The organism is Pseudomonas sp. SIMBA_067 (assembly GCF_046534675.1).
Classification (GTDB): Bacteria; Pseudomonadota; Gammaproteobacteria; order Pseudomonadales; family Pseudomonadaceae; genus Aquipseudomonas; species Aquipseudomonas putida.
In genome coordinates this window covers 236,332-255,933 of sequence record NZ_JAWRYH010000005.1, presented here as the reverse complement: position 1 = coordinate 255,933, position 19,602 = coordinate 236,332, and the positions used below count along the sequence as shown (strand labels likewise).

The following is a 19,602-nucleotide window of genomic DNA, read 5'->3' as shown; positions in this document are numbered from 1 at the left end:
CATGGCTGAATCCATCACCCGTAACAACCCGCGCAACGAGCGGGATCTCGATGAGCTGCTGATCGACGCTGAAGCGGACGACGAGCAGGTGCAGCAACAGCCTGTGGTATTGCGGCGGCCCTGGCTGTTGCTGCTTGGCCTAGTGCTGGTGGCATTGAACCTGCGCCCTGCATTGTCGAGCATGGCGCCGGTGCTGGGGCAGGTTGCCGAAGGCCTGGGGCTGAGTGCTTCGCAGGCCGGGTTGCTGACCACCTTGCCGGTGCTGTGCCTAGGGCTGTTCGCCCCACTGGCGCCGGTGCTGGCGCGGCGTTTTGGCAGCGAGCGGGTGATCCTGGGCATCCTTGTCACCCTGGCGCTGGGCATCGTTGTGCGAAGCGCCTTTGGGGCTATCGGGGTCTTCCTTGGCAGCCTGATGGCGGGGGCCAGCATCGGAATTATCGGCGTGCTGTTGCCGGGTATCGTCAAGCGCGACTTCCCGCAGCACGCTGGCACACTGACCGGTGTGTACACCATGGCGTTGTGCCTGGGCGCAGCGATGGCAGCCGGTGCCACCGTACCTTTGGCCCAACATTTTGACGGCAGCTGGGCGCTGGGGCTGGGCTTCTGGGTGCTACCGGCCTTGATGGCCATGCTGGTGTGGCTGCCGCAGGCCCGTCAGGGGCATGGCCTGCACAAGGTGGCCTATCGCGTGCGTGGCCTGTGGCGTGACCCGCTGGCCTGGCAGGTGACCCTTTACATGGGCCTGCAGTCATCACTGGCTTACATCGTGTTCGGCTGGTTGCCATCGATCCTCATCGGTCGCGGCCTGAGCCCGACCGCGGCGGGGCTGGTGTTGTCGGGGTCGGTGATCGTGCAGCTGGTCAGCTCGCTGAGTGCGCCTTGGCTGGCCACTCGCGGCAAGGACCAGCGGCTGGCGATCGTGCTGGTCATGCTGATTACCTTGGCTGGCCTGTTCGGTTGCCTCTATGCACCGGTGTCGGGGCTGTGGGGATGGGCCGTGGTGTTGGGCCTGGGGCAGGGCGGAACCTTTGCCCTGGCGCTGACCTTGATCGTGCTGCGCTCGAAAGATGCCCATGTGGCCGCGAACCTGTCGAGCATGGCCCAGGGGGTAGGTTATACCCTGGCGTCGATGGGGCCCTTCGCTGTGGGCCTGGTGCATGACCTCACAGGGGGCTGGGCGGCAGTAGGGTGGATTTTTGCTGTGCTGGGGGTAGGTGCCATCGTGTTCGGGCTGGGTGCCGGGCGGGCGTTGCATGTGCAGGTGACCAGCGAAAAAGTTTGAGACTGGCATAAGCCATCGGGGCAGATTATCGTGCTGCTTTCGACCCCAGGACGGACCTGCCCCATGAGTGACGCCAACCGCGACCTGATCACCCGCTTCTACCAGGCCTTCCAGCGCCTGGACGCCGAGGGCATGGTCGCTTGCTACAGCGACGATATCGTTTTCAGCGACCCGGTTTTCGGCACCCTGCGCGGCAAGGATGCGGGGGACATGTGGCGGATGCTCACCACCCGCGCCAAAGACTTCACCCTGGCATTCGACAGTGTGCGCGCCGACGAGCGCAGCGGCGGCGCGCACTGGGTAGCGACCTACCTGTTCAGCCAGACCGGCCGTATTGTGGTCAACGACATCCAGGCCCGCTTTGTGATCCGCGATGGGCTGATCTGCCAGCATGACGACACCTTCGACCTGTGGCGCTGGTCGCGGCAGGCGTTGGGTGTGCCGGGTATGTTGCTGGGCTGGTCGCCACTGGTGCAGAACAAAGTACGCTTGCAGGCATTCAAGGGATTGCGCGCATTCCAGCAGGCCCAAGGTGAGTGATGCCCTTGAGACGGTTGTTGGCAAACCCTGGTATGTCTACCTGGTAAGGGCTGCCAACGGCTCGCTGTACTGCGGCATCAGTGATGACCCGCAGCGCCGGTTTACCGCGCATCAGAAAGGGCAGGGCGCGCGTTACTTCAAGACCAGCCCGGCCCAGGCGCTGGTGTATGTCGAGCAATGGCCGGACAAAGGCGAAGCGTTGCGCCAGGAGCGGTTGGTGAAGCGGCTGCGCAAGTCGGCCAAGGAGGCGCTGGTGGCCTCCTTCAGCGGCCTTGGGGGTATCAGTCCTTGCGCCGCTTCAGCTGATCCACCAGGGTTGTAGGCAAGCCCTTGATGATCAAGGTCCCCGCCTCTTCGTCATACTCCACCTTGTCGCCCAGCAAGTGCGCCTCGAAGCTGATCGACAGCCCCTCGGCACGCCCGGTGAAGCGGCGGAACTGGTTGAGGGTGCGCTTGTCTGCGGGAATTTCCGGCGACAGGCCGTAATCCTTGTTGCGGATATGATCGTAGAACGCCTTGGGCCGGTCCTCGTCGATCAGGCTGGACAGTTCTTCCAGCGTTACCGGTTCGCCCATTTTGGTCTGGCTAGTCGCGTATTCGACCAGGGTCTGGGTCTTTTCGCGGGCGGACTCTTCGGGCAAGTCTTCGCTCTCGACGAAGTCACTGAAGGCCCTGAGCAGGGTGCGGGTTTCGCCCGGGCCGTCGACGCCTTCCTGGCAGCCGATGAAGTCGCGGAAATAGTCCGAAACCTTTTTGCCGTTCTTGCCCTTGATGAACGAAATGTACTGCTTGGAATTCTTGTTGTTCTTCCACTCCGACAGGTTGATGCGCGCTGCCAGGTGCAACTGGCCAAGGTCAAGGTGGCGCGAAGAGGTCACATCAAGCTCGGCGTTCACCGCCACGCCTTCACTGTGGTGCAGCAGGGCAATCGCCAGGTATTCGGTCATGCCTTGCTGGTAGTGAGCAAAAAGGGTGTGGCCGCCAGTAGAGAGGTTGGACTCTTCCATCAGCTTTTGCAGGTGCTCCACCGCCACGCGGCTGAATGCGGTAAAGTCTTTTTCTTCGTCCAGGTACTGCTTCAGCCAGCCGCTCAGCGGATACGCCCCGGACTCACCGTGGAAGAACCCCCAGGCCTTGCCTTGCTTGGCGTTGTAACTGTCGTTGAGGTCTGCCAACAGGTTTTCGATGGCGTCGGAAGCCGCCAGTTCGGCGTCGCGGGCGTGCAGTACAGCAGGGCTGCCATCGGGCTTTTTGTCGATCAGGTGAACGATGCAATGACGGATTGGCATGGGATTCTCGGCGAGCTGCAAAAGGCGTCAAGTTTACCCTAGACACAAGGTGATGCAGTGGCCGTATGTTGGCGGATATGTCGGTTGTTCGTTTTTTGTTCAGTTTTGTGCGTTTTAGGCTAAAACCCCCGAAAAACCTGCATTAAATCGAAGTGCGCAGCGGATATTTATCCATTCCTGTGGTAGTTTTGCGCGGTCTTGCGCCCCTCGTGTGGCGCAGTGCTGGCAGCGTGCTGTCGTCGTGTCGAACCAAACGTCGATTTACGTATCTACATACGCGATTGGCGCGGCCCTCCACTGTAAGGGGCTGGCCCGATAACGTCGTAGTTCGCTGCATAACCATCGAATTTGATAGGGAAGGAACATCACCATGGCATTGACCAAAGACCAACTGATTGCCGACATCGCCGAATCGATCGCCGCGCCAAAAGCCACCGCTAAAAACGCTCTGGAGCAACTGGGCCAGATCGTTGCCGACCAACTGGAAAACGGCGCTGAAATCACTCTGCCAGGCATCGGCAAGCTGAAAGTCTCCGAGCGTCCTGCCCGTACCGGCCGCAACCCTTCGACTGGCGCTGCCATCGAAATCGCTGCCAAGAAAGTCGTCAAGTTCGTTCCAGCCAAAGTGCTGACCGATGCCATCAACAAGTAATTGTTGAAGCGTTGACAAAAACCGCGCCTGGCTTGTCCAGGCGCGGTTTTTTCATGCCTGTGATTTACGCTGGGCGTGCCAGGCCTGGCGCGCGGCGTCGTCATGGAAGCTCCAGGCGACCATGCGGCTCTGCTTCTGCCCCTGGCCCATCTCAATGATGCGTACGGCCGTGGCACCGGCCTTTTTCAACGCAGCGTCTATCCCCGGCAGGTTGCTGGCCTTGGACACCAGGCTGGTAAACCACAGCACCCGCTTGGCGTACTGCACGCTTTCGCCAACCAGTTGGGTAACAAAGCGGATTTCGCCGCCTTCGCACCACAATTCATTGTTCTGGCCCCCGAAGTTCAGCACCGGCAGCTTGCGCTTGGGGTCCTGCTTGCCGAGGTTTTTCCACTTGCGCTGGCTGCCGCGGGTGGCTTCCTCGCGCGAGGCATGGAAGGGCGGGTTGCACAGGGTCAGGTCGAAGCGGTCGTCATCCTGCAGCAGGCCGCTGAGGATATGCGCGCGGTTGGCCTGCTGGCGCAGGGTGATGGCCTTGCCCAGGCCATTGGCCTGGACGATGGCCTTGGCCGAGGCCAAGGCCATTGCGTCGATGTCCGAGCCGAGGAAGCGCCAGCGGTAGTCGCTGTAGCCCAGCAGCGGGTAGATGCAGTTGGCACCCACGCCGATATCCAGCGCACGCACCTGTGCGCCTTTGGGCACCTCACCGGCATTGTCGTCGGCCAGCAGGTCGGCGGCCGCGTGGATGTAGTCGGCGCGACCGGGAATGGGTGGGCACAGGTAATCGGCGGGGATGTCCCAGTGCTGGATGCCGTACTGGGCCTTGAGCAGGGCGCGGTTGAACACCCGCACGGCTTCGGGGTTGGCGAAGTCGATGCTGGGTTTGCCGTGGGGGTTGGTGATGGTAAAGCGCGCCAGGTCAGGGTGGGCCTTGATCAGGCTGGGGAAGTCGTAACGGCCCTGGTGGCGGTTGCGCGGGTGCAGGGTGGGTTTGTCTTGGGTCATGCTCGGGTCCGGTGCTGCATGTGCTGGCCAGGCGGCCGCTGTGCGGCCCATTCGCGGCACAAGGCCGCTCCTGCAGGATAGCGGCGGCCTTGAAACCGGCGCCGTCCCTGTAGGAGCGGCCTTGTGCCGCGAACGAGGGCGAAGCCCTCGCTGGTCAGATCAGCAGTGTCAAGTTACAGCGCTGCAATCCGCGCATGCTGCTCGGTGAAGTTGGCCAGGGCCTGTTCGGACTCGGCCAGCTTGGCGCGTTCCTTCTCGATCACGGCAGGCGGAGCCTTGTCGACGAAGGCGGCGTTGGACAGCTTGCCGCCTACACGTTGCACTTCGCCTTGCAGACGCTGGATTTCCTTGTTCAGGCGCGCCAGCTCGGCATCCTTGTCGATCAGGCCGGCCATTGGCACCAGCACTTGCAGGTCACCGACCAGGGCAGTGGCCGACAGCGGCGCTTCGTCGGTATCGCCGAGGACGGTGAACGACTCGACCTTGGCCAGCTTCTTCAGCAGCGCTTCGTTTTCGTGCAGGCGGCGCTGGTCGTCGGCATTGGCGTTTTTCAGGAACAGCGGCAGCGGCTTGCCCGGGCCGATGTTCATCTCGGCGCGGATATTGCGCAGGCCGACCATCAGTTCCTTCAGCCACTCGATGTCGCCTTCGGCAGCTGCGTCGATGCGCGCTTCATTGGCCACCGGCCACGGCTGCAGCATGATGGTCTTGCCTTCGATACCGGCCAGCGGCGCAATGCGCTGCCAGATTTCTTCGGTAATGAACGGCATGAACGGGTGCGCCAGGCGCAGCGCCACTTCCAGTACGCGCACCAGGGTGCGACGGGTGCCGCGGGCGCGCTCGACCGGGGCGTTTTCGTCCCACAGGACCGGCTTGGACAGCTCCAGGTACCAGTCGCAGTACTGGTTCCAGATGAACTCGTACAGCGCCTGGCTGGCCAGGTCGAAGCGGAACTGCTCCAGCTGGCGGGTCACTTCGGCTTCGGTGCGCTGCAGCTGCGAGATGATCCAGCGGTCAGCCAACGACAGTTCGTAGGCTTCGCCGTTCTGGCCGCAGTCTTCGCCTTTGTCCAGCACGTAGCGGGCGGCGTTCCAGATCTTGTTGCAGAAGTTGCGGTAGCCTTCGACGCGGCCCATGTCGAACTTGATGTCGCGGCCAGTGGAGGCCAGCGAGCAGAAGGTGAAGCGCAGGGCGTCGGTGCCGTAGCTGGCGATACCTTCGGGGAACTCGGCCTTGGTCTGCTTGGCGATCTTCTCGGCAAGCTTGGGCTGCATCATGCCGCTGGTGCGTTTTTCCAGCAGGGCGTCGAGGGTAATGCCGTCGACGATGTCCAGCGGGTCGAGGACGTTGCCCTTGGACTTGGACATCTTCTGGCCCTGGCCGTCACGCACCAGGCCGTGCACGTACACGGTCTTGAACGGGACTTGCGGGGTGCCGTCTTCGTTCTTGATCAGGTGCATGGTCAGCATGATCATGCGCGCAACCCAGAAGAAGATGATGTCGAAGCCGGTTACCAGTACATCGGTGGAGTGGAACTTCTTGAGGAACTCGGTCTGTTCCGGCCAGCCCAGGGTGGAGAAGGTCCACAGGCCCGAGCTGAACCAGGTGTCGAGTACGTCGTCGTCCTGGCGCAGGGCCACGTCGGCGCCCAGGTTGTGCTTGGCACGCACTTCGGCTTCGTCGCGGCCAACGTAGACCTGGCCGGCCTCGTCGTACCACGCCGGGATGCGGTGGCCCCACCACAGCTGGCGGCTGATGCACCAGTCCTGGATGTCACGCATCCAGGAGAAGTACATGTTCTCGTACTGCTTGGGCACGAACTGGATGCGGCCATCTTCAACGGCAGCGATGGCAGGTTCTGCCAGCGGCTTGGTGGAGACGTACCACTGGTCGGTCAGCCACGGCTCGATGACGGTGCCCGAACGGTCGCCTTTCGGCACTTTCAGGGCGTGGTCGTCGATGCTCACCAGCAGGCCCTGGGCGTCCAGGTCGGCAACGATCTGCTTGCGCGCGACGAAGCGGTCGAGGTTGGCGTACTGGGCCGGCAGGCGGGTGTCGACCTGCTCGTTGATACTGCCGTCGAGGTTGAAGGCCTGGGCGCTGGCCAGCACGAAGGCATTCTTGTCGAAGATGTTCAGCAGCGGCAGGTTGTGGCGCTTGCCGACTTCGTAGTCGTTGAAGTCGTGAGCCGGGGTGATCTTCACGCAGCCGGTACCGAACTCGGGGTCGCAGTAGTCGTCGGCGATGATCGGGATGCGGCGGCCAACCAGCGGCAGTTCGACGAACTTGCCGATCAGCGCCTGGTAGCGTTCGTCAGTCGGGTTGACCGCAACGGCCGCGTCACCCAGCAGGGTTTCCGGACGGGTGGTGGCAACGACCAGGTAGTCCAGGCCCTCGGCGGTCTTGGCGCCGTCGGCCAGCGGGTAGCGCAGGTTCCACAGGTGGCCCTTTTCGTCGTGGTTTTCCACTTCGAGGTCGGAGATGGCGGTGTGCAGCTTGGTGTCCCAGTTGACCAAGCGCTTGCCGCGGTAGATCAGGCCGTCTTCGTGCAGGCGCACGAAAGCTTCCTTGACCGCGTCGGACAGGCCGTCATCCATGGTGAAACGCTCGCGGCTCCAGTCTACCGACGAGCCCAGACGGCGGATCTGGCGGCTGATGTTGCCACCGGACTGGTCCTTCCATTCCCAGACTTTTTCCAGGAACTTCTCGCGGCCCAGGTCATGCCGGTTCTGGCCCTTGGCTTCGAGCTGGCGTTCGACCAGCATCTGGGTGGCGATACCGGCGTGGTCGGTACCTGGCTGCCACAGGGTGTCGCGGCCTTGCATGCGGCGGAAACGGATCAGGGCGTCCATGATCGCGTTGTTGAACCCGTGGCCCATGTGCAGGCTGCCGGTCACGTTCGGCGGCGGGATCATGATGGTGTAGGACTCGCCTGCACCTTGTGGGGCGAAATAGTTCTCGGACTCCCAGGTGTTGTACCAGGAAGTTTCGATGGCGTGCGGCTGGTAGGTCTTATCCATGCGCGGCGGGACCCTGTGCATTTATTCGGGAAAGCCGGGAAGTATAACCAAGCTGGGGTGTTGAGGCGACAGCCGCTGGGGCTGCTTTGCAGCCCATTCGCGGCACAAGGCCGCTCCTACAGGGATCGCGGTGCCTGCAGAAGCTGCCTTGTGCTGCGAATGGGCCGCAAAGCGGCCCCGGAATATCACTCGGTACGCTTGATCAAGCGCTCGATCCGCGCATCCAGCCGGCGCTTGATCTCGTTCTCGATATGCGGGGTAAAGTCGTTGATCACGTCCTGCATGATCATCTGCGCCGCTGCGCGCAGCTCGCTTTCCAGGTGCAGCAGGGTGTCCTGCCGGCGTGTCTGCGGGTCTTCTTCGGGCTCGACAGCGATTGGTTCACCATCAGGCGCAGGGTTACCGGCAGGTTCTTCCAGCAGCAACGGGATCTGCTCCACCGTCTCGGTCAGCAGCGGTGGTTGCAGGTCGGCGTCGCCAAGCAGCTGGCGGATCGACTCGAGGTCATCGAGCAGATGGGCGGAGTCGGGCAAAGGGGAGGGCTTGTCCATCGTCGTCAAAGTCGCTGTAAGCGGTGGTCTTGCAGAGCATAGCCCTGTTCGCGGTAGAAACGGAATCGCTCACGGGCTGATTGGCGGATGCCAGGCTCTTCCACCACGATTTCGGCCACCCGCTCGAACTGGCCGACGAAGCCCGGCACGCCGGCCCCCAGGTTGATCAGCAGGTCGCAGTGATCGCCCGCGTTGTCAGCCAGGCCAAGGGCCACGCCGGCATCGGCATGCAGCTCGGCCAGGTCGTGGGGCACGAAGGCCTCACCCTTGAAGCGCCACAAACGCAGGTCCAGCTCGCTGCGCTGTTCTTCATCCTGGCAATGCAGATAGACCCGGTGGCCGAGGCGCCAGGCCTTTTCGCACAGTTTGCAGGCGAAATCGAGCCGCGCCGACAGCGAGTCGGTGGGCAGGATGTAAAAGTCGACTTTGCTCATGGTGGTAATCGCCGGCCGGAGGTGCGCAAGGCACCACCGGCCTCACGGCGTCAGGCGCCAGCGCGGTCCAGCAGGTACTGGGTCAGCAGGGGTACCGGGCGTCCTGTGGCGCCTTTGTCCTTGCCGCCACTGATCCATGCGGTACCGGCGATGTCCATGTGCGCCCAGTTGTAGGCCTTGGCGAAGCGCGACAGGAAGCAGCCTGCGGTGATGGTGCCGGCCTTCGGCCCGCCGATGTTGCCCATGTCGGCGAACGGGCTGTCCAGCTGCTCTTGGTATTCATCGAACAGCGGCAACTGCCAGGCACGGTCGTCGGCGCGCTTGCCAGCGTCGAGCAACTGGCCCACCAGGTCGTCGTTGTTGCCCATCAGGCCGGTGGTGTGGCTGCCCAGGGCGACGATGCAGGCGCCGGTCAGGGTCGCGATGTCGATCACCGCCTGCGGCTTGAAACGCTCGGCGTAGGTCAGGGTGTCGCACAGCACCAGGCGGCCTTCGGCGTCGGTGTTGAGGATTTCGACGGTCTGGCCGCTCATGGTGGTGACGATGTCACCCGGGCGGGTGGCGCCGCCGCTTGGCATGTTCTCGGCACAGGCAAGCAGGCACACCAGGTTGACCGGCAGTTGCAGTTCGAGCACCGCACGCAGGGTGCCGAACACGCTGGCAGCACCGCACATGTCGTACTTCATTTCGTCCATGCCGGCGCCTGGCTTGAGGCTGATGCCGCCGGTATCGAAGGTGATGCCCTTGCCCACCAGCACGAACGGCTTGTCTGCCTTCTTGCCGCCCTGGTAGTTGAGCACGATCAGGCGGGGTGGCTGGTCGCTGCCCTGGCCCACGGCGTAGAACGCGCCCATGCCCAGGTCCTTGATCTTCTTCTCGTCCAGCACCTCGACCTTCAGCGCCTTGTGCGCCTTGCCCAGCTCCTTGGCCTGTTCGGCGAGGAAGCTTGGGTGGCACAGGTTAGGCGGCAGGTTGCCCAGGTCGCGGGTGAAGGCCATGCCGGTGGCAATGGCGCTAGCGTGCTTGACGGCGCGCTCGACCTCGGCCTGGCCGGCCTTGTCGGCCAGCAGAGTGACTTTTTTCAGGGCGCGTGGCTCGACCTTCTGGCTCTTGAAGCGGTCGAACACGTACTCGCCGTCGAGCAGGGTTTCGGCCAGCAGGCGGTATTTGCCGTAGTGTGCATCGCGGTTGTTGACCGCGACATCGTCCAGGGCCAGCACTGCATCGGCGCCATTCAGGCCCTTGAGCACGCCGGCCACGCTGGCGACCAGTTTGCGCCAGGCGCGGTCGCCCAGGGCTTCGTCCTTGCCGCTGCCTACCAGCAGCACGCGCTCGGCTTTCAGGCCCTGCAGGTTCTGCAGCAGCAGGGTCTGGCCTGGCTTGCCAGCCAGGTCGCCGCGCTTGAGCACAGCGCTGATGGCACCTTCGCTGGCCAGGTCGACAGCCTTGGCAACAGTGCCGAGCTTGCGGTTTTCACCTACCGGAATGACCAGGGTGGCGGTTTTTACGGATGCAGCAGCTACGCTTTTTACAACCAGTTCCATGTCAGGGTCCCCGAATGATCGATACGAATGGCGCTGTGTATTCCAGCGCTCTGGACGGGCCTGGCGGCGGAGTCGCGCGCCAGCGGAAAAGCTGCCAGTTTGAGCCTGCGGCAAGCGTGCTGACAACCCCGTTATGCGCCTTCATGCGCGGCCAAGTGACAGGCGCGGTCAATCACAGGATAATGCGCGCACTTTACATGGAGGTTCGCCTTTGGCGAACCGGCATTGGTCTTGGCTGTACTAAGTCATTGTTTGGCGCCATTGCATGGCAGTCCGCCCTGACAACCCAGGAGTGTCTGGTTTGATCGTCTTTCGTTATCTGTCCCGCGAGGTCCTGGTGACCTTGAGCGCCGTCAGCGCTGTGCTGCTGGTGATCATCATGAGCGGGCGCTTCATCAAGTATCTGGCCCAGGCGGCCCAGGGCGTGCTCGACCCGGGCGTGCTGTTCCTGATCATGGGCTTCCGGCTGCCGGGTTTCCTGCAACTGATCCTGCCTCTGGGGCTGTTCCTCGGCATTCTCCTGGCGTACGGGCGGCTGTACCTGGAAAGCGAGATGACCGTGCTGTCCGCAACCGGTATGAGCCAGCAGCGCCTGTTGGGGCTGACCATGGCGCCGGCGGCGCTGGTCGCCCTGCTGGTGGCCTGGCTGAGCCTGAGCCTTGCGCCGTTGGGCGTTGCCCAGGTGCAGCAGATCATTGCCCAGCAGGACACGCTGACCGAGTTCGACACCTTGGTGCCGGGCCGCTTCCAGACCTTGCGTGACGGTTCGCGGGTGACCTACACCGAGCAGCTGTCGGACGACCGCGTCAACCTGGCCGGGGTGTTCATCTCCGAGAAGCGCTTCAACCAGGACAAGACCAAGGACCGCGCCCCATCGGTACTGGTCGCTGAAAAAGGTCACCAGGAGATCCAGGCCGACGGCAACCGCTACCTGGTGCTGGAAAACGGCTATCGCTATGACGGTAACCCGGGCCAGGCCGATTACCGCGCGATCAAGTACGACACTTATGGTGTGCTGCTGCCCAAACCGGAAGTCGCCGAGGAAGTCACCGAGCGCGAGGCCATCCCCACTTCCGAGCTGATCGGCAAGAAGGGCCTGCGAGAGCGTGCCGAGCTGCAATGGCGGCTGTCGCTGCCGATCCTGGTATTCGTCGTGACCCTGCTGGCGGTACCGCTGTCCCGGGTCAACCCCCGCCAGGGCCGCTTCCTCAAGCTGCTGCCGGCAATTCTCTTGTACATGGCCTACCTGACAATGCTGATTTCCGTACGCGGCGCCCTCGAGAAGGGCAAATTGCCGATTGGCCTGGGCATGTGGTGGGTCCACGGCCTGTTCCTGCTGATCGGCCTCGGCCTGTTGTACTGGGAACCGATACGCCTCAAGCGCGCCGCCCGTCGTGCGGAGGTGGCCCATGGGTAAGCTGGACCGCTACATCGGCCAGAGCGTACTGCTGGCCATCCTGGCTGTGCTGGGCATCATCCTCGGCCTGGCCTCGCTGTTCGCCTTCATCGACGAGATGAGCGACCTGAGTGACACCTACACGGTGATGGAGGCTGGCAACTTCGTCATGCTCACCGCACCTCGGCGGCTGTACGACATGCTGCCGATGGCCGCCCTGATCGGCTGCCTGATCGGCCTGGGCAGCCTGGCCAGCAGCAGCGAACTGACCATCATGCGTGCGGCCGGGGTGTCCATCGGCCGCATCGTCTGGGCGGTGATGAAGCCGATGCTGGTGCTGATGCTGGTCGGCCTGCTGATTGGCGAATACGTGGCGCCGGTGACCGAGAACAAGGCCCAGGCCGACCGTTCCCTGGCCCAGGGCGGTGGTGAGGCGCAAAGCTCCAAGCGCGGCATGTGGCACCGACAGGGTGAAGAATACGTGCACATCAACGCCGTGCAGCCCAACGGCCTGTTGCTGGGTGTGACCCGTTACCGCTTCGACAGCGAGCGCAAGATCGTTACTTCGAGCTTCGCCCGCCGCGCGCAGTACCAGAGCGACCACTGGTTGCTCGCCGACGTGCGTACCACCTACTTCCGTGGCGACCACACTGAAGTCGTCAGCGCACCGCAGGAGCGCTGGGATGTCTCGCTCACGCCAGAACTGCTCAATACGGTAATCCTGGCGCCGGAGTCGCTGTCCATTACCGGGTTGTGGGATTACATCCACTACTTGTCCGACCAGGGCCTGAACAATGCCCGTTACTGGTTGGCGTTCTGGACCAAGGTGCTGCAGCCGATGGTCACCGCGGCGCTGGTGCTGATGGCGATTTCCTTCATCTTCGGCCCGCTGCGCTCGGTAACCCTCGGCCAGCGCGTGTTCACCGGTGTGCTGGTGGGTTTCGTGTTCCGCATCGCCCAGGACCTGTTGGGGCCTTCGAGCCAGGTGTTCGGCTTCCCGCCGCTGCTGGCGGTGGTGATCCCGGCGGGGATCTGCGCCTTGGCCGGTGTCTGGCTGTTGCGTCGGGCAGGATAGTGGCCTGAGTTGTACAAAAAAGCCGACCTCAGTGTCGGCTTTTTCATGGGTGTTGCCTGTTCAGGCCTCTTCGCGGGTAAACCCGCGAAGAGGCCTGAACAGGCAACACAACGCTCGGATCATTTCTTCTGCTTCGGCACCCGCACCAGCTGGCTTTCCGAATAGATGTCATGCCAGCCACGCTTTCGCTTGTCGATCAACACCCAGAAAAAACCCAGCCCCAGACACAGCCATGAGGCAATCGATACCACGAAGCGCAACAACGCCTGCCACAGGCTGATGGCAGAACCATCGGCATTCTGCACGCGCACGCCCCACACCTGCATACCCAGCGTCTGCCCGCCATGGGTCCAGAACTTGGCAAAGAAGCCGAACAAGGCGAACAGCAGTACCGTCGACAATAGCGGGTCGCCATCCAGTGCGCCGGCTTCGGTCAGCTCTCGCATGCGCGCTTCGCCGATGATCGCCATCTGGATCAGCTTGTAGGCACCGGCTGTCACGATGAGCAGCGCAGTACATAGCAGGAAGTCATAAAACATTGCGGCCAGTCGTCGGCCCAGGCCAGCAGCGGGGAAGTCGCCCTGAGGGATAAGGTGGGGCTTGGGCATCGCTCGGCAACTCCAGGGGAAAAAGCTCATTCTATGGAATCGCAAGCAAAAAAAAGCCCCTGCGCGTCAACGCAGGGGCTCTTTTTTAGAAGTATCAGGCTTCAGCCTGGACTTCGTCAGCCTGCATGCCTTTTTGGCCTTGCACAGCAACGAAGGTCACTTTCTGGCCTTCTTTCAGGCTCTTGAAGCCGTTGCCCTGGATGGCGCGGAAGTGCACGAACAGATCCGGACCGCTTTCTGGGGTGATGAAACCGTAACCTTTTTCGTCATTGAACCACTTGACGGTACCGTTCTGACGCTCAGCCATTGTCTTATTTCCTATGAAACTTAAATTTTGATGACAGTTTCTTCTGCATTGTTTGTAAGCAAAAGATTACTGGGCTGGGTTGCAGGAAAGTAAGAGACGTCGAACGGGTTGTAGCAGATTGCGGCTACTGGCCCAGGTCACGAACTGTTGCGACCCATGCAAACACAGTGCACTGACTCTACGACAACTCCCGAGCGAAAAACAAGCCCTTGGTCGAATGGAAAATCGGCCGCTTGCCGATAACCGACCAATTTGTCGGAAACGGCATGGCGCCTGGCCTGGCGCCATGTTCAAAAGTTATTGGGCAGGTTCGAAAACGAATATGTCGAACCTGGCCATAATCTTCACAAAGCCGTTTCAACCACGGTAGTAACGTTGCGCCACGAAAGGCATTTTGCTGACTTTCAAGGCAACCTTCTTGCCGCGCACCACGGCAAACAGTGCGGTGTCGAGTGCAGCATGTTCACTATCGATATAACCCATTGCAACAGGTGCGCCGAGTGTCGGGCCAAAGCCGCCGCTGCACACTTTACCTACCGGCTTATCGTTCGCATCGACAATATCCGCGCCTTCACGTACTGGCGTGCGCTCCTGCGGCAACAGGCCGACACGTTTGCGCGCCACGCCGTCGCGCTGGTGGGCAAAGATCGCTTCGGCGCCGGGGAAGCCGGCCGCACGTGCACCGTCGGCACGGCGCACCTTGGAAATCGCCCACAGCAGGCTGGCTTCGATCGGGGTGGTCTCGGTATTCATGTCATGGCCATACAGGCACAGGCCGGCTTCCAGGCGCAGCGAGTCGCGTGCGCCCAGGCCGATAGGCTGTACTTCGGGCTCGGCCAGCAGGCGGCGGGCCAAGGCTTCGGCGGCCTGGACCGGTACCGAAATCTCGTAGCCGTCTTCGCCGGTGTAGCCTGAGCGGCTGACGAAGCAGTCTTCACCCAGCAGTTTTACCGGCCGGAACTGCATGAAGGTCATGCCGCCCACTTCCGGGGCCAGGCGCTCCAGTACCTTGACCGCTGCCGGCCCTTGCAGGGCAAGCAGGGCACGTTGTTCGAACAGCGGCTGCACCTCGCAACGGCTACCGATGTGCGTTTGAAGGTGAGCCAGGTCCTGGTCCTTGCAGGCGGCGTTGACCACCAGGAACAGGGTGTCGTCGCCCAGGTTGGCAACCATCAGGTCGTCAAGGATGCCGCCTTGTTCATTGGTGAACATGGCATAGCGCTGCATGCCCACCGGCAGGTCGATGATATCCACCGGTACCAGGCTTTCCAGGGCCTTGGCGGCATCGGCACCGCGCAGGATGATCTGGCCCATGTGCGAGACATCGAACAGGCCGGCCTGCTCGCGGGTGTGCAGGTGTTCCTTGAGCACGCCCAGCGGGTACTGCACCGGCATGTCGTAGCCGGCAAACGGCACCATGCGCGCACCCAGTTCCTGGTGCAGGGCGTGCAGTGGGGTCTTGAGCAGTGTTTCGGACATCGGTGACTCCTTGGTTTTATTGTTGGGTCAACATTCGATGATGTTGACGGCAAGACCGCCGCGGGCGGTCTCCTTGTATTTGCTTTTCATGTCGGCGCCGGTCTGGCGCATGGTGCGGATGACCTTGTCGAGCGACACGAAGTGCTGCCCGTCGCCGCGCAAGGCCATGCGCACCGCGTTGATCGCCTTCACCGAGCCCATGGCGTTGCGCTCGATGCAGGGCACCTGGACCAGCCCGCCGATCGGGTCGCAGGTCAGGCCCAGGTTGTGTTCCATGCCGATTTCGGCAGCGTTTTCCACCTGCTGCACGCTGCCGCCCATCACTTCGCACAGCGCGCCGGCGGCCATGGAACAGGCCACGCCGACTTCACCCTGGCAGCCCACTTCGGCGCCGGAGATGGAGGCGTTCTCTTTGTACAGGATGCCGATCGCCGCGGCGGTGAGCAGAAAACGCACCACCCCGTCGTCGCTGGCGCCCGGCACGAAGCGCATGTAGTAGTGCATCACCGCCGGGACGATGCCCGCCGCGCCGTTGGTGGGTGCGGTAACCACACGCCCGCCATTGGCGTTTTCCTCGTTCACTGCCAAGGCGTAGAGGTTGACCCAGTCGAGCACCGACAACGCATCGCGCAGGCTGGCTTCCGGGTGGCGGCTCAGCTGGCGATACAGGGCTGGCGCCCGCCGCTTGACCTTGAGCCCGCCCGGCAGGATGCCTTCATGCTGGCAGCCGGCTTCGACGCAATCCTGCATCACCTGCCAGATACGCAGCAGCCCGGCGCGGGTCTCCGCCTCCGGGCGCCAGGCGGCCTCGTTGGCCAGCATCACCTGGCTTACCGACAGGTTTTGCGTGGTGCAGTGGCCAAGCAGTTCCTTGGCGGTCTTGAACGGGTAGGGCAGCACTGTGCTGTCCTCGACGATACGGTCGTGACCGGCGGCATCCTCGTCGACCACGAAACCACCGCCCACCGAGTAGTATTCGCGGCTGCGGATTTGCAGGCCGGCGTCGTCGAAGGCGCGGAAGATCATGCCGTTGGGGTGGTAGTCCAGCGGCTTGCGGATCATTGCCAGGTGCTGCTTTTCGATGAACGCAATGCGCTGTTCGCCCAGCAGGTTGATGTGGCCGCTGTCGCGGATGGCTTGCAGGCGGCCTGGGATGGAGCCGGTGTCGACGGTGTCGGGGTGTTCACCTTCAAGGCCTAGCAGTACGGCCTTGTCACTGCCGTGGCCCTTGCCGGTGGCGCCCAGGGAGCCATACAGCTCGGCCTTGACGCTAACCGTGCTGGGCAGCAGTCCGTCGCGGCGCAGGCCTTCGGCAAAACGTGCGGCAGCACGCATCGGGCCGACCGTATGGGAGCTGGAGGGGCCGATGCCGATCTTGAACAGGTCGAAGACGCTCAGTGACATGGTGGTTCCTCCAGCCAGGAAAATTAGGCGGACGGTGAACCCTGTGGGAGCGGGCGTGCCCGCGAATGCGTCGGTGAAGGCATCATCGCATTCGCGGGCGCGCCCGCTCCCACAGAGGTCCACACCTCAAGTCAGGTAGCGGGCCTGAGCGCAATCAGGCGTCCTGATAGCTCTCGATCGACGGGCAGGCGCACACCAGGTTGCGGTCGCCGAACACGTTGTCGACCCGGCCGACCGGCGGCCAGTACTTGCTTTCCACCAGGCTTGGCAGCGGGTAGACCGCCTGCTCGCGGCTGTAGCCGTGGGCCCACTCGCCAACCAGCTCGGCCGCCGTGTGCGGGGCGTTCTTCAGCGGGTTGTCGTCCTTGTCCAGGCTACCGCTTTCGACCGCACGGATTTCTTCGCGGATCTGGATCATCGCGTCGCAGAAGCGGTCCAGTTCTTCCTTGGCCTCGCTTTCGGTCGGTTCGATCATCAGCGTGCCGGCCACCGGGAAGGACATGGTCGGGGCGTGGAAACCGAAGTCGATCAGGCGCTTGGCCACGTCGTCGACGCTAATGCCGCTGGTGTCTTTCAGTGGGCGCAGGTCGAGGATGCACTCGTGGGCCACCAGGCCATTGCCACCGGTATACAGAACAGGATAGTGCTCTTCCAGGCGGCGGGCGATGTAGTTGGCGTTGAGGATCGCCATCTGCGAAGCACGCTTGAGGCCGGCACCGCCCATCATGCGGATGTACATCCAGGTGATCGGCAGGATGCTGGCGCTGCCGAACGGTGCGGCGCACACCGCCCCTTCGGTGTTTTCCAGCTGCGCATGGCCTGGCAGGAACGGCGCCAGGTGCGACTTGACGCCAATCGGGCCAACGCCCGGGCCGCCGCCACCGTGCGGGATGCAGAAGGTCTTGTGCAGGTTCAGGTGCGATACGTCGCCGCCGAACTTGCCCGGCGCGCACAGGCCGACCATGGCGTTCATGTTGGCGCCGTCGATGTACACCTGGCCACCGTTGTCGTGGATGATCGCGCAGATTTCGCCGATCGCTTCCTCGAACACACCGTGGGTCGACGGGTAGGTGATCATGATCGCGGCCAGGCGTTCGCGGTGCTCGATGGCCTTGGCGCGCAGGTCCTCGACATCGACGTTGCCGCGGGCGTCACAGGCGGTGACGACTACGCGCATGCCAGCCATGTGTGCGGTGGCCGGGTTGGTGCCGTGGGCCGACGACGGGATCAGGCAGATGTCGCGGTGGCTTTCGCCACGGCTGCGGTGGTAGGCGCGGATGGCCAGCAGGCCTGCGTACTCGCCTTGGGAGCCGGCGTTGGGCTGCAGCGACACGGCATCATAGCCGGTGGCGGCGCACAGCATGGCTTCCAGCTCGGTGGTCATCTGCAGGTAGCCCTGGCTCTGCGCGGCCGGGGCGAACGGGTGCAGGTTGCCGAACTCGGCCCAGGTAACCGGGATCATTTCACTGGCCGCGTTCAGCTTCATGGTGCACGAGCCCAGCGGGATCATGCTGCGGTCCAGTGCCAGGTCCTTGTCGGCCAGGCGGCGCAGGTAGCGCATCAGCTCGGTTTCGCTGTGGTAACGGTTGAACACCGGGTGTTCGAGGATGGCCGACTGGCGCAGCAGGGCGGCAGGCAGCAGCGAACCGGTGCTGGCGGCCAGGGCGGCGAAGTCAGGCTGGGCCTTGTCGTCGCCGAACAGCTGCCACAGGGATTCAACGTCAGCCTGGCTGCTGGTTTCGTCCAGCGACAGGCCCACGTGGGCGGCATCGATCTGGCGCAGGTTGATGCCCTGGGCGCGTGCCTTGTCATGCAGGGTTGCGGTGGCAGTGCCAGTAGCCAGGGTCAGGGTGTCGAAGGCGCTGGCGCCCACTACCTGTACGCCCAGCGTCTTCAGGCCGGCGGCCAGGATCGCGGTCAGTGCATGGGTGCGTTCGGCAATGCGCTTGAGGCCGGCCGGGCCGTGGTAAACGGCGAACATGCTGGCGATGTTGGCCAGCAGCACCTGGGCGGTGCAGATGTTGCTGGTGGCCTTTTCGCGGCGGATGTGCTGCTCGCGGGTCTGCATGGCCAGGCGCAGGGCGGTCTTGCCGAAGCGGTCGATCGATACGCCGACCAGGCGGCCCGGCATGTCGCGCTTGAACGCGTCCCGGGTGGCGAAGTAAGCCGCGTGCGGGCCACCGAAGCCCAGTGGTACGCCAAAACGCTGGGCGCTGCCGATGGCCACGTCGGCATCAAACTCGCCCGGTGGGGTCAGCAGGGTCAGGGCCAGCAGGTCGGCCGCGACGGCGACCAGCGCGTTGGCGGCGTGGAAGCGCTGTACCACTTCACGGTAGTCAAACACTTCACCGTTGCTGGCGGGGTATTGCAGCAGGGCGCCGAAGAAGGCACTGACATCGCCCAGCTCACGCTCGTCGCCGACCACCACCTCGATACCCAGCGGCTCGGCACGGGTGCGCAGCACGTCGAGGGTTTGCGGGTGGCAGTGCACGGAGGCGAAGAAGGCGTGGCTGGCCTTGTTCTTCGACAGGCGCTTGCAGAAGGTCATGGCCTCGGCCGCAGCAGTGGCTTCGTCGAGCAGGGAGGCGTTGGCGATCGGCAGGCCGGTCAGGTCGCTGATCAGGGTCTGGAAGTTCAGCAGCGCTTCCAGGCGGCCTTGGGAAATTTCTGGCTGGTACGGTGTGTAGGCGGTGTACCAGGCCGGGTTTTCCAGCAGGTTGCGCAGGATCGGCGCCGGGGTGTGGGTGTTGTAGTAGCCCTGGCCGATGTAGCTTTTGAACAGCTGGTTCTTGCCGGCGATGGCCTTGAGCGCGGCGAGCGCGTCGGCTTCGCTCTGGCCGTCGTGCGAGCCCAATACGCTGGTGCCCTTGATGCTGTCTGGGATGACTGCGGCCGTCATGGCGTCCAGCGAGTCGAAGCCCAGGGCGGCGAGCATGGCCTGCTCGTCAGCGGCGCGAGGGCCGATGTGGCGGGCGATGAATTCGTTGGCTGTGCTGAGGTTGATGGTCATGGCGGG

Annotated in this window: 17 protein-coding genes; 6 read left to right on the top strand and 11 right to left on the bottom strand. The window is 63.3% G+C overall.

Translation table 11 applies throughout. From position 1 onward, the window contains the following. The first annotated feature begins 1 nt into the window (after window position 1). The 3 genes from SB765_RS13795 (at window position 2) to SB765_RS13785 (ending at window position 2,144) form a co-directional block, all read left to right on the top strand. On the top strand, window positions 2-1,282 hold the full coding sequence (locus tag SB765_RS13795; protein ID WP_410910806.1) for a CynX/NimT family MFS transporter: 1,281 nt from the start codon (window positions 2-4) through the stop codon (window positions 1,280-1,282). A gap of 63 nt (window positions 1,283-1,345) precedes the next feature. Next, complete coding sequence (locus SB765_RS13790; RefSeq protein WP_016501316.1) at window positions 1,346-1,822, top strand: nuclear transport factor 2 family protein; 477 nt, start codon at window positions 1,346-1,348, stop codon at window positions 1,820-1,822. After that, window positions 1,815-2,144, top strand: coding sequence for a GIY-YIG nuclease family protein (locus tag SB765_RS13785; protein WP_258911672.1), 330 nt, complete (start codon window positions 1,815-1,817; stop codon window positions 2,142-2,144). The genes SB765_RS13790 and SB765_RS13785 overlap by 8 nt, the downstream gene beginning before the upstream one ends. On the opposite strand, the gene yejK is transcribed toward SB765_RS13785, so the two are convergent. Continuing rightward, window positions 2,104-3,111, bottom strand: coding sequence for a nucleoid-associated protein YejK (gene yejK / locus SB765_RS13780; protein ID WP_410931479.1), 1,008 nt, complete (start codon window positions 3,109-3,111; stop codon window positions 2,104-2,106). The genes SB765_RS13785 and yejK overlap by 41 nt on opposite strands. A 370-nt stretch (window positions 3,112-3,481) precedes the next feature. Between yejK and SB765_RS13775 the strand changes: the two genes are divergently transcribed. Further along, window positions 3,482-3,763 carry an HU family DNA-binding protein gene (locus tag SB765_RS13775; RefSeq protein ID WP_003255106.1) on the top strand — a complete coding sequence of 94 codons (282 nt, stop codon included), beginning with the start codon at window positions 3,482-3,484 and terminating at the stop codon, window positions 3,761-3,763. Window positions 3,764-3,814: 51 nt separating this feature from the next. Here the strand turns inward: SB765_RS13775 and rlmF are convergent, their stop codons facing one another. From rlmF to SB765_RS13750, 5 genes are all read right to left on the bottom strand, one after another. After that, a complete protein-coding gene (gene rlmF / locus SB765_RS13770; protein ID WP_410931478.1) occupies window positions 3,815-4,768 on the bottom strand; it encodes a 23S rRNA (adenine(1618)-N(6))-methyltransferase RlmF in 954 nt (317 codons plus the stop codon). A 173-nt stretch (window positions 4,769-4,941) separates the two neighbouring features. Beyond that, on the bottom strand, window positions 4,942-7,788 hold the full coding sequence (locus SB765_RS13765; protein ID WP_341797664.1) for a valine--tRNA ligase: 2,847 nt from the start codon (window positions 7,786-7,788) through the stop codon (window positions 4,942-4,944). A 185-nt stretch (window positions 7,789-7,973) separates the two neighbouring features. Beyond that, window positions 7,974-8,339, bottom strand: a complete 366-nt coding sequence (locus SB765_RS13760) for a hypothetical protein (protein ID WP_016501311.1) — start codon at window positions 8,337-8,339, stop codon at window positions 7,974-7,976. Window positions 8,340-8,344: 5 nt separating this feature from the next. Further along, the gene (locus tag SB765_RS13755) at window positions 8,345-8,773 is read right to left on the bottom strand and encodes a DNA polymerase III subunit chi (RefSeq protein WP_410910807.1); all 429 of its coding nucleotides are present in this window, start codon (window positions 8,771-8,773) and stop codon (window positions 8,345-8,347) included. 50 nt (window positions 8,774-8,823) lie between these two features. After that, window positions 8,824-10,317: a leucyl aminopeptidase gene (locus SB765_RS13750; RefSeq protein ID WP_341797667.1), complete on the bottom strand. Its 1,494-nt coding sequence runs from the start codon at window positions 10,315-10,317 to the stop codon at window positions 8,824-8,826. A 301-nt stretch (window positions 10,318-10,618) separates the two neighbouring features. Here SB765_RS13750 and lptF point away from each other — a divergent pair, with 301 nt between their 5' ends. Both lptF and lptG read left to right on the top strand, forming a co-directional pair. Next, the gene (gene lptF / locus SB765_RS13745) at window positions 10,619-11,734 is read left to right on the top strand and encodes an LPS export ABC transporter permease LptF (RefSeq protein ID WP_410931477.1); all 1,116 of its coding nucleotides are present in this window, start codon (window positions 10,619-10,621) and stop codon (window positions 11,732-11,734) included. Then, window positions 11,727-12,788, top strand: coding sequence for an LPS export ABC transporter permease LptG (gene lptG / locus SB765_RS13740; protein ID WP_063426410.1), 1,062 nt, complete (start codon window positions 11,727-11,729; stop codon window positions 12,786-12,788). The genes lptF and lptG overlap by 8 nt, the downstream gene beginning before the upstream one ends. A gap of 119 nt (window positions 12,789-12,907) precedes the next feature. Here the strand turns inward: lptG and SB765_RS13735 are convergent, their stop codons facing one another. The 5 genes from SB765_RS13735 to gcvP all read right to left on the bottom strand — a co-directional run bounded on the left by SB765_RS13735 (window position 12,908) and on the right by gcvP (window position 19,596). Continuing rightward, entirely contained in the window at window positions 12,908-13,396 is a 489-nt protein-coding gene (locus SB765_RS13735; RefSeq protein ID WP_016501306.1) for an RDD family protein, read from the bottom strand. Window positions 13,397-13,490: 94 nt separating this feature from the next. Beyond that, window positions 13,491-13,703 (bottom strand): cold-shock protein, encoded by a 213-nt coding sequence (locus tag SB765_RS13730; protein WP_016501305.1) that lies wholly within the window; start codon window positions 13,701-13,703, stop codon window positions 13,491-13,493. 357 nt (window positions 13,704-14,060) lie between these two features. Next, window positions 14,061-15,182, bottom strand: a complete 1,122-nt coding sequence (gene gcvT / locus SB765_RS13725; RefSeq protein WP_410910808.1) for a glycine cleavage system aminomethyltransferase GcvT — start codon at window positions 15,180-15,182, stop codon at window positions 14,061-14,063. 27 nt (window positions 15,183-15,209) lie between these two features. Next, complete coding sequence (locus tag SB765_RS13720) at window positions 15,210-16,586, bottom strand: L-serine ammonia-lyase (RefSeq protein WP_341797669.1); 1,377 nt, start codon at window positions 16,584-16,586, stop codon at window positions 15,210-15,212. Window positions 16,587-16,740: 154 nt separating this feature from the next. After that, window positions 16,741-19,596 (bottom strand): aminomethyl-transferring glycine dehydrogenase, encoded by a 2,856-nt coding sequence (gene gcvP, locus SB765_RS13715; RefSeq protein WP_341797670.1) that lies wholly within the window; start codon window positions 19,594-19,596, stop codon window positions 16,741-16,743. Window positions 19,597-19,602: the final 6 nt, after the last annotated feature.

Bases quoted from the DNA above. Each gene is read 5' to 3' on its own strand.
- yejK (WP_410931479.1), bottom strand. From the start codon at position 3,111: ATGCCAATCCGTCATTGCATCGTTCACCTGATCGACAAAAAGCCCGAT.
- gcvT (WP_410910808.1), bottom strand. From the start codon at position 15,182: ATGTCCGAAACACTGCTCAAGACCCCACTGCACGCCCTGCACCAGGAA.
- SB765_RS13755 (WP_410910807.1), bottom strand. From the start codon at position 8,773: ATGAGCAAAGTCGACTTTTACATCCTGCCCACCGACTCGCTGTCGGCG.
- lptG (WP_063426410.1), top strand. From the start codon at position 11,727: ATGGGTAAGCTGGACCGCTACATCGGCCAGAGCGTACTGCTGGCCATC.
- rlmF (WP_410931478.1), bottom strand. From the start codon at position 4,768: ATGACCCAAGACAAACCCACCCTGCACCCGCGCAACCGCCACCAGGGC.
- SB765_RS13760 (WP_016501311.1), bottom strand. From the start codon at position 8,339: ATGGACAAGCCCTCCCCTTTGCCCGACTCCGCCCATCTGCTCGATGAC.
- SB765_RS13765 (WP_341797664.1), bottom strand. From the start codon at position 7,788: ATGGATAAGACCTACCAGCCGCACGCCATCGAAACTTCCTGGTACAAC.
- SB765_RS13730 (WP_016501305.1), bottom strand. From the start codon at position 13,703: ATGGCTGAGCGTCAGAACGGTACCGTCAAGTGGTTCAATGACGAAAAA.
- SB765_RS13720 (WP_341797669.1), bottom strand. From the start codon at position 16,586: ATGTCACTGAGCGTCTTCGACCTGTTCAAGATCGGCATCGGCCCCTCC.
- SB765_RS13775 (WP_003255106.1), top strand. From the start codon at position 3,482: ATGGCATTGACCAAAGACCAACTGATTGCCGACATCGCCGAATCGATC.
- SB765_RS13735 (WP_016501306.1), bottom strand. From the start codon at position 13,396: ATGCCCAAGCCCCACCTTATCCCTCAGGGCGACTTCCCCGCTGCTGGC.
- SB765_RS13795 (WP_410910806.1), top strand. From the start codon at position 2: ATGGCTGAATCCATCACCCGTAACAACCCGCGCAACGAGCGGGATCTC.
- gcvP (WP_341797670.1), bottom strand. From the start codon at position 19,596: ATGACCATCAACCTCAGCACAGCCAACGAATTCATCGCCCGCCACATC.
- SB765_RS13750 (WP_341797667.1), bottom strand. From the start codon at position 10,317: ATGGAACTGGTTGTAAAAAGCGTAGCTGCTGCATCCGTAAAAACCGCC.
- SB765_RS13790 (WP_016501316.1), top strand. From the start codon at position 1,346: ATGAGTGACGCCAACCGCGACCTGATCACCCGCTTCTACCAGGCCTTC.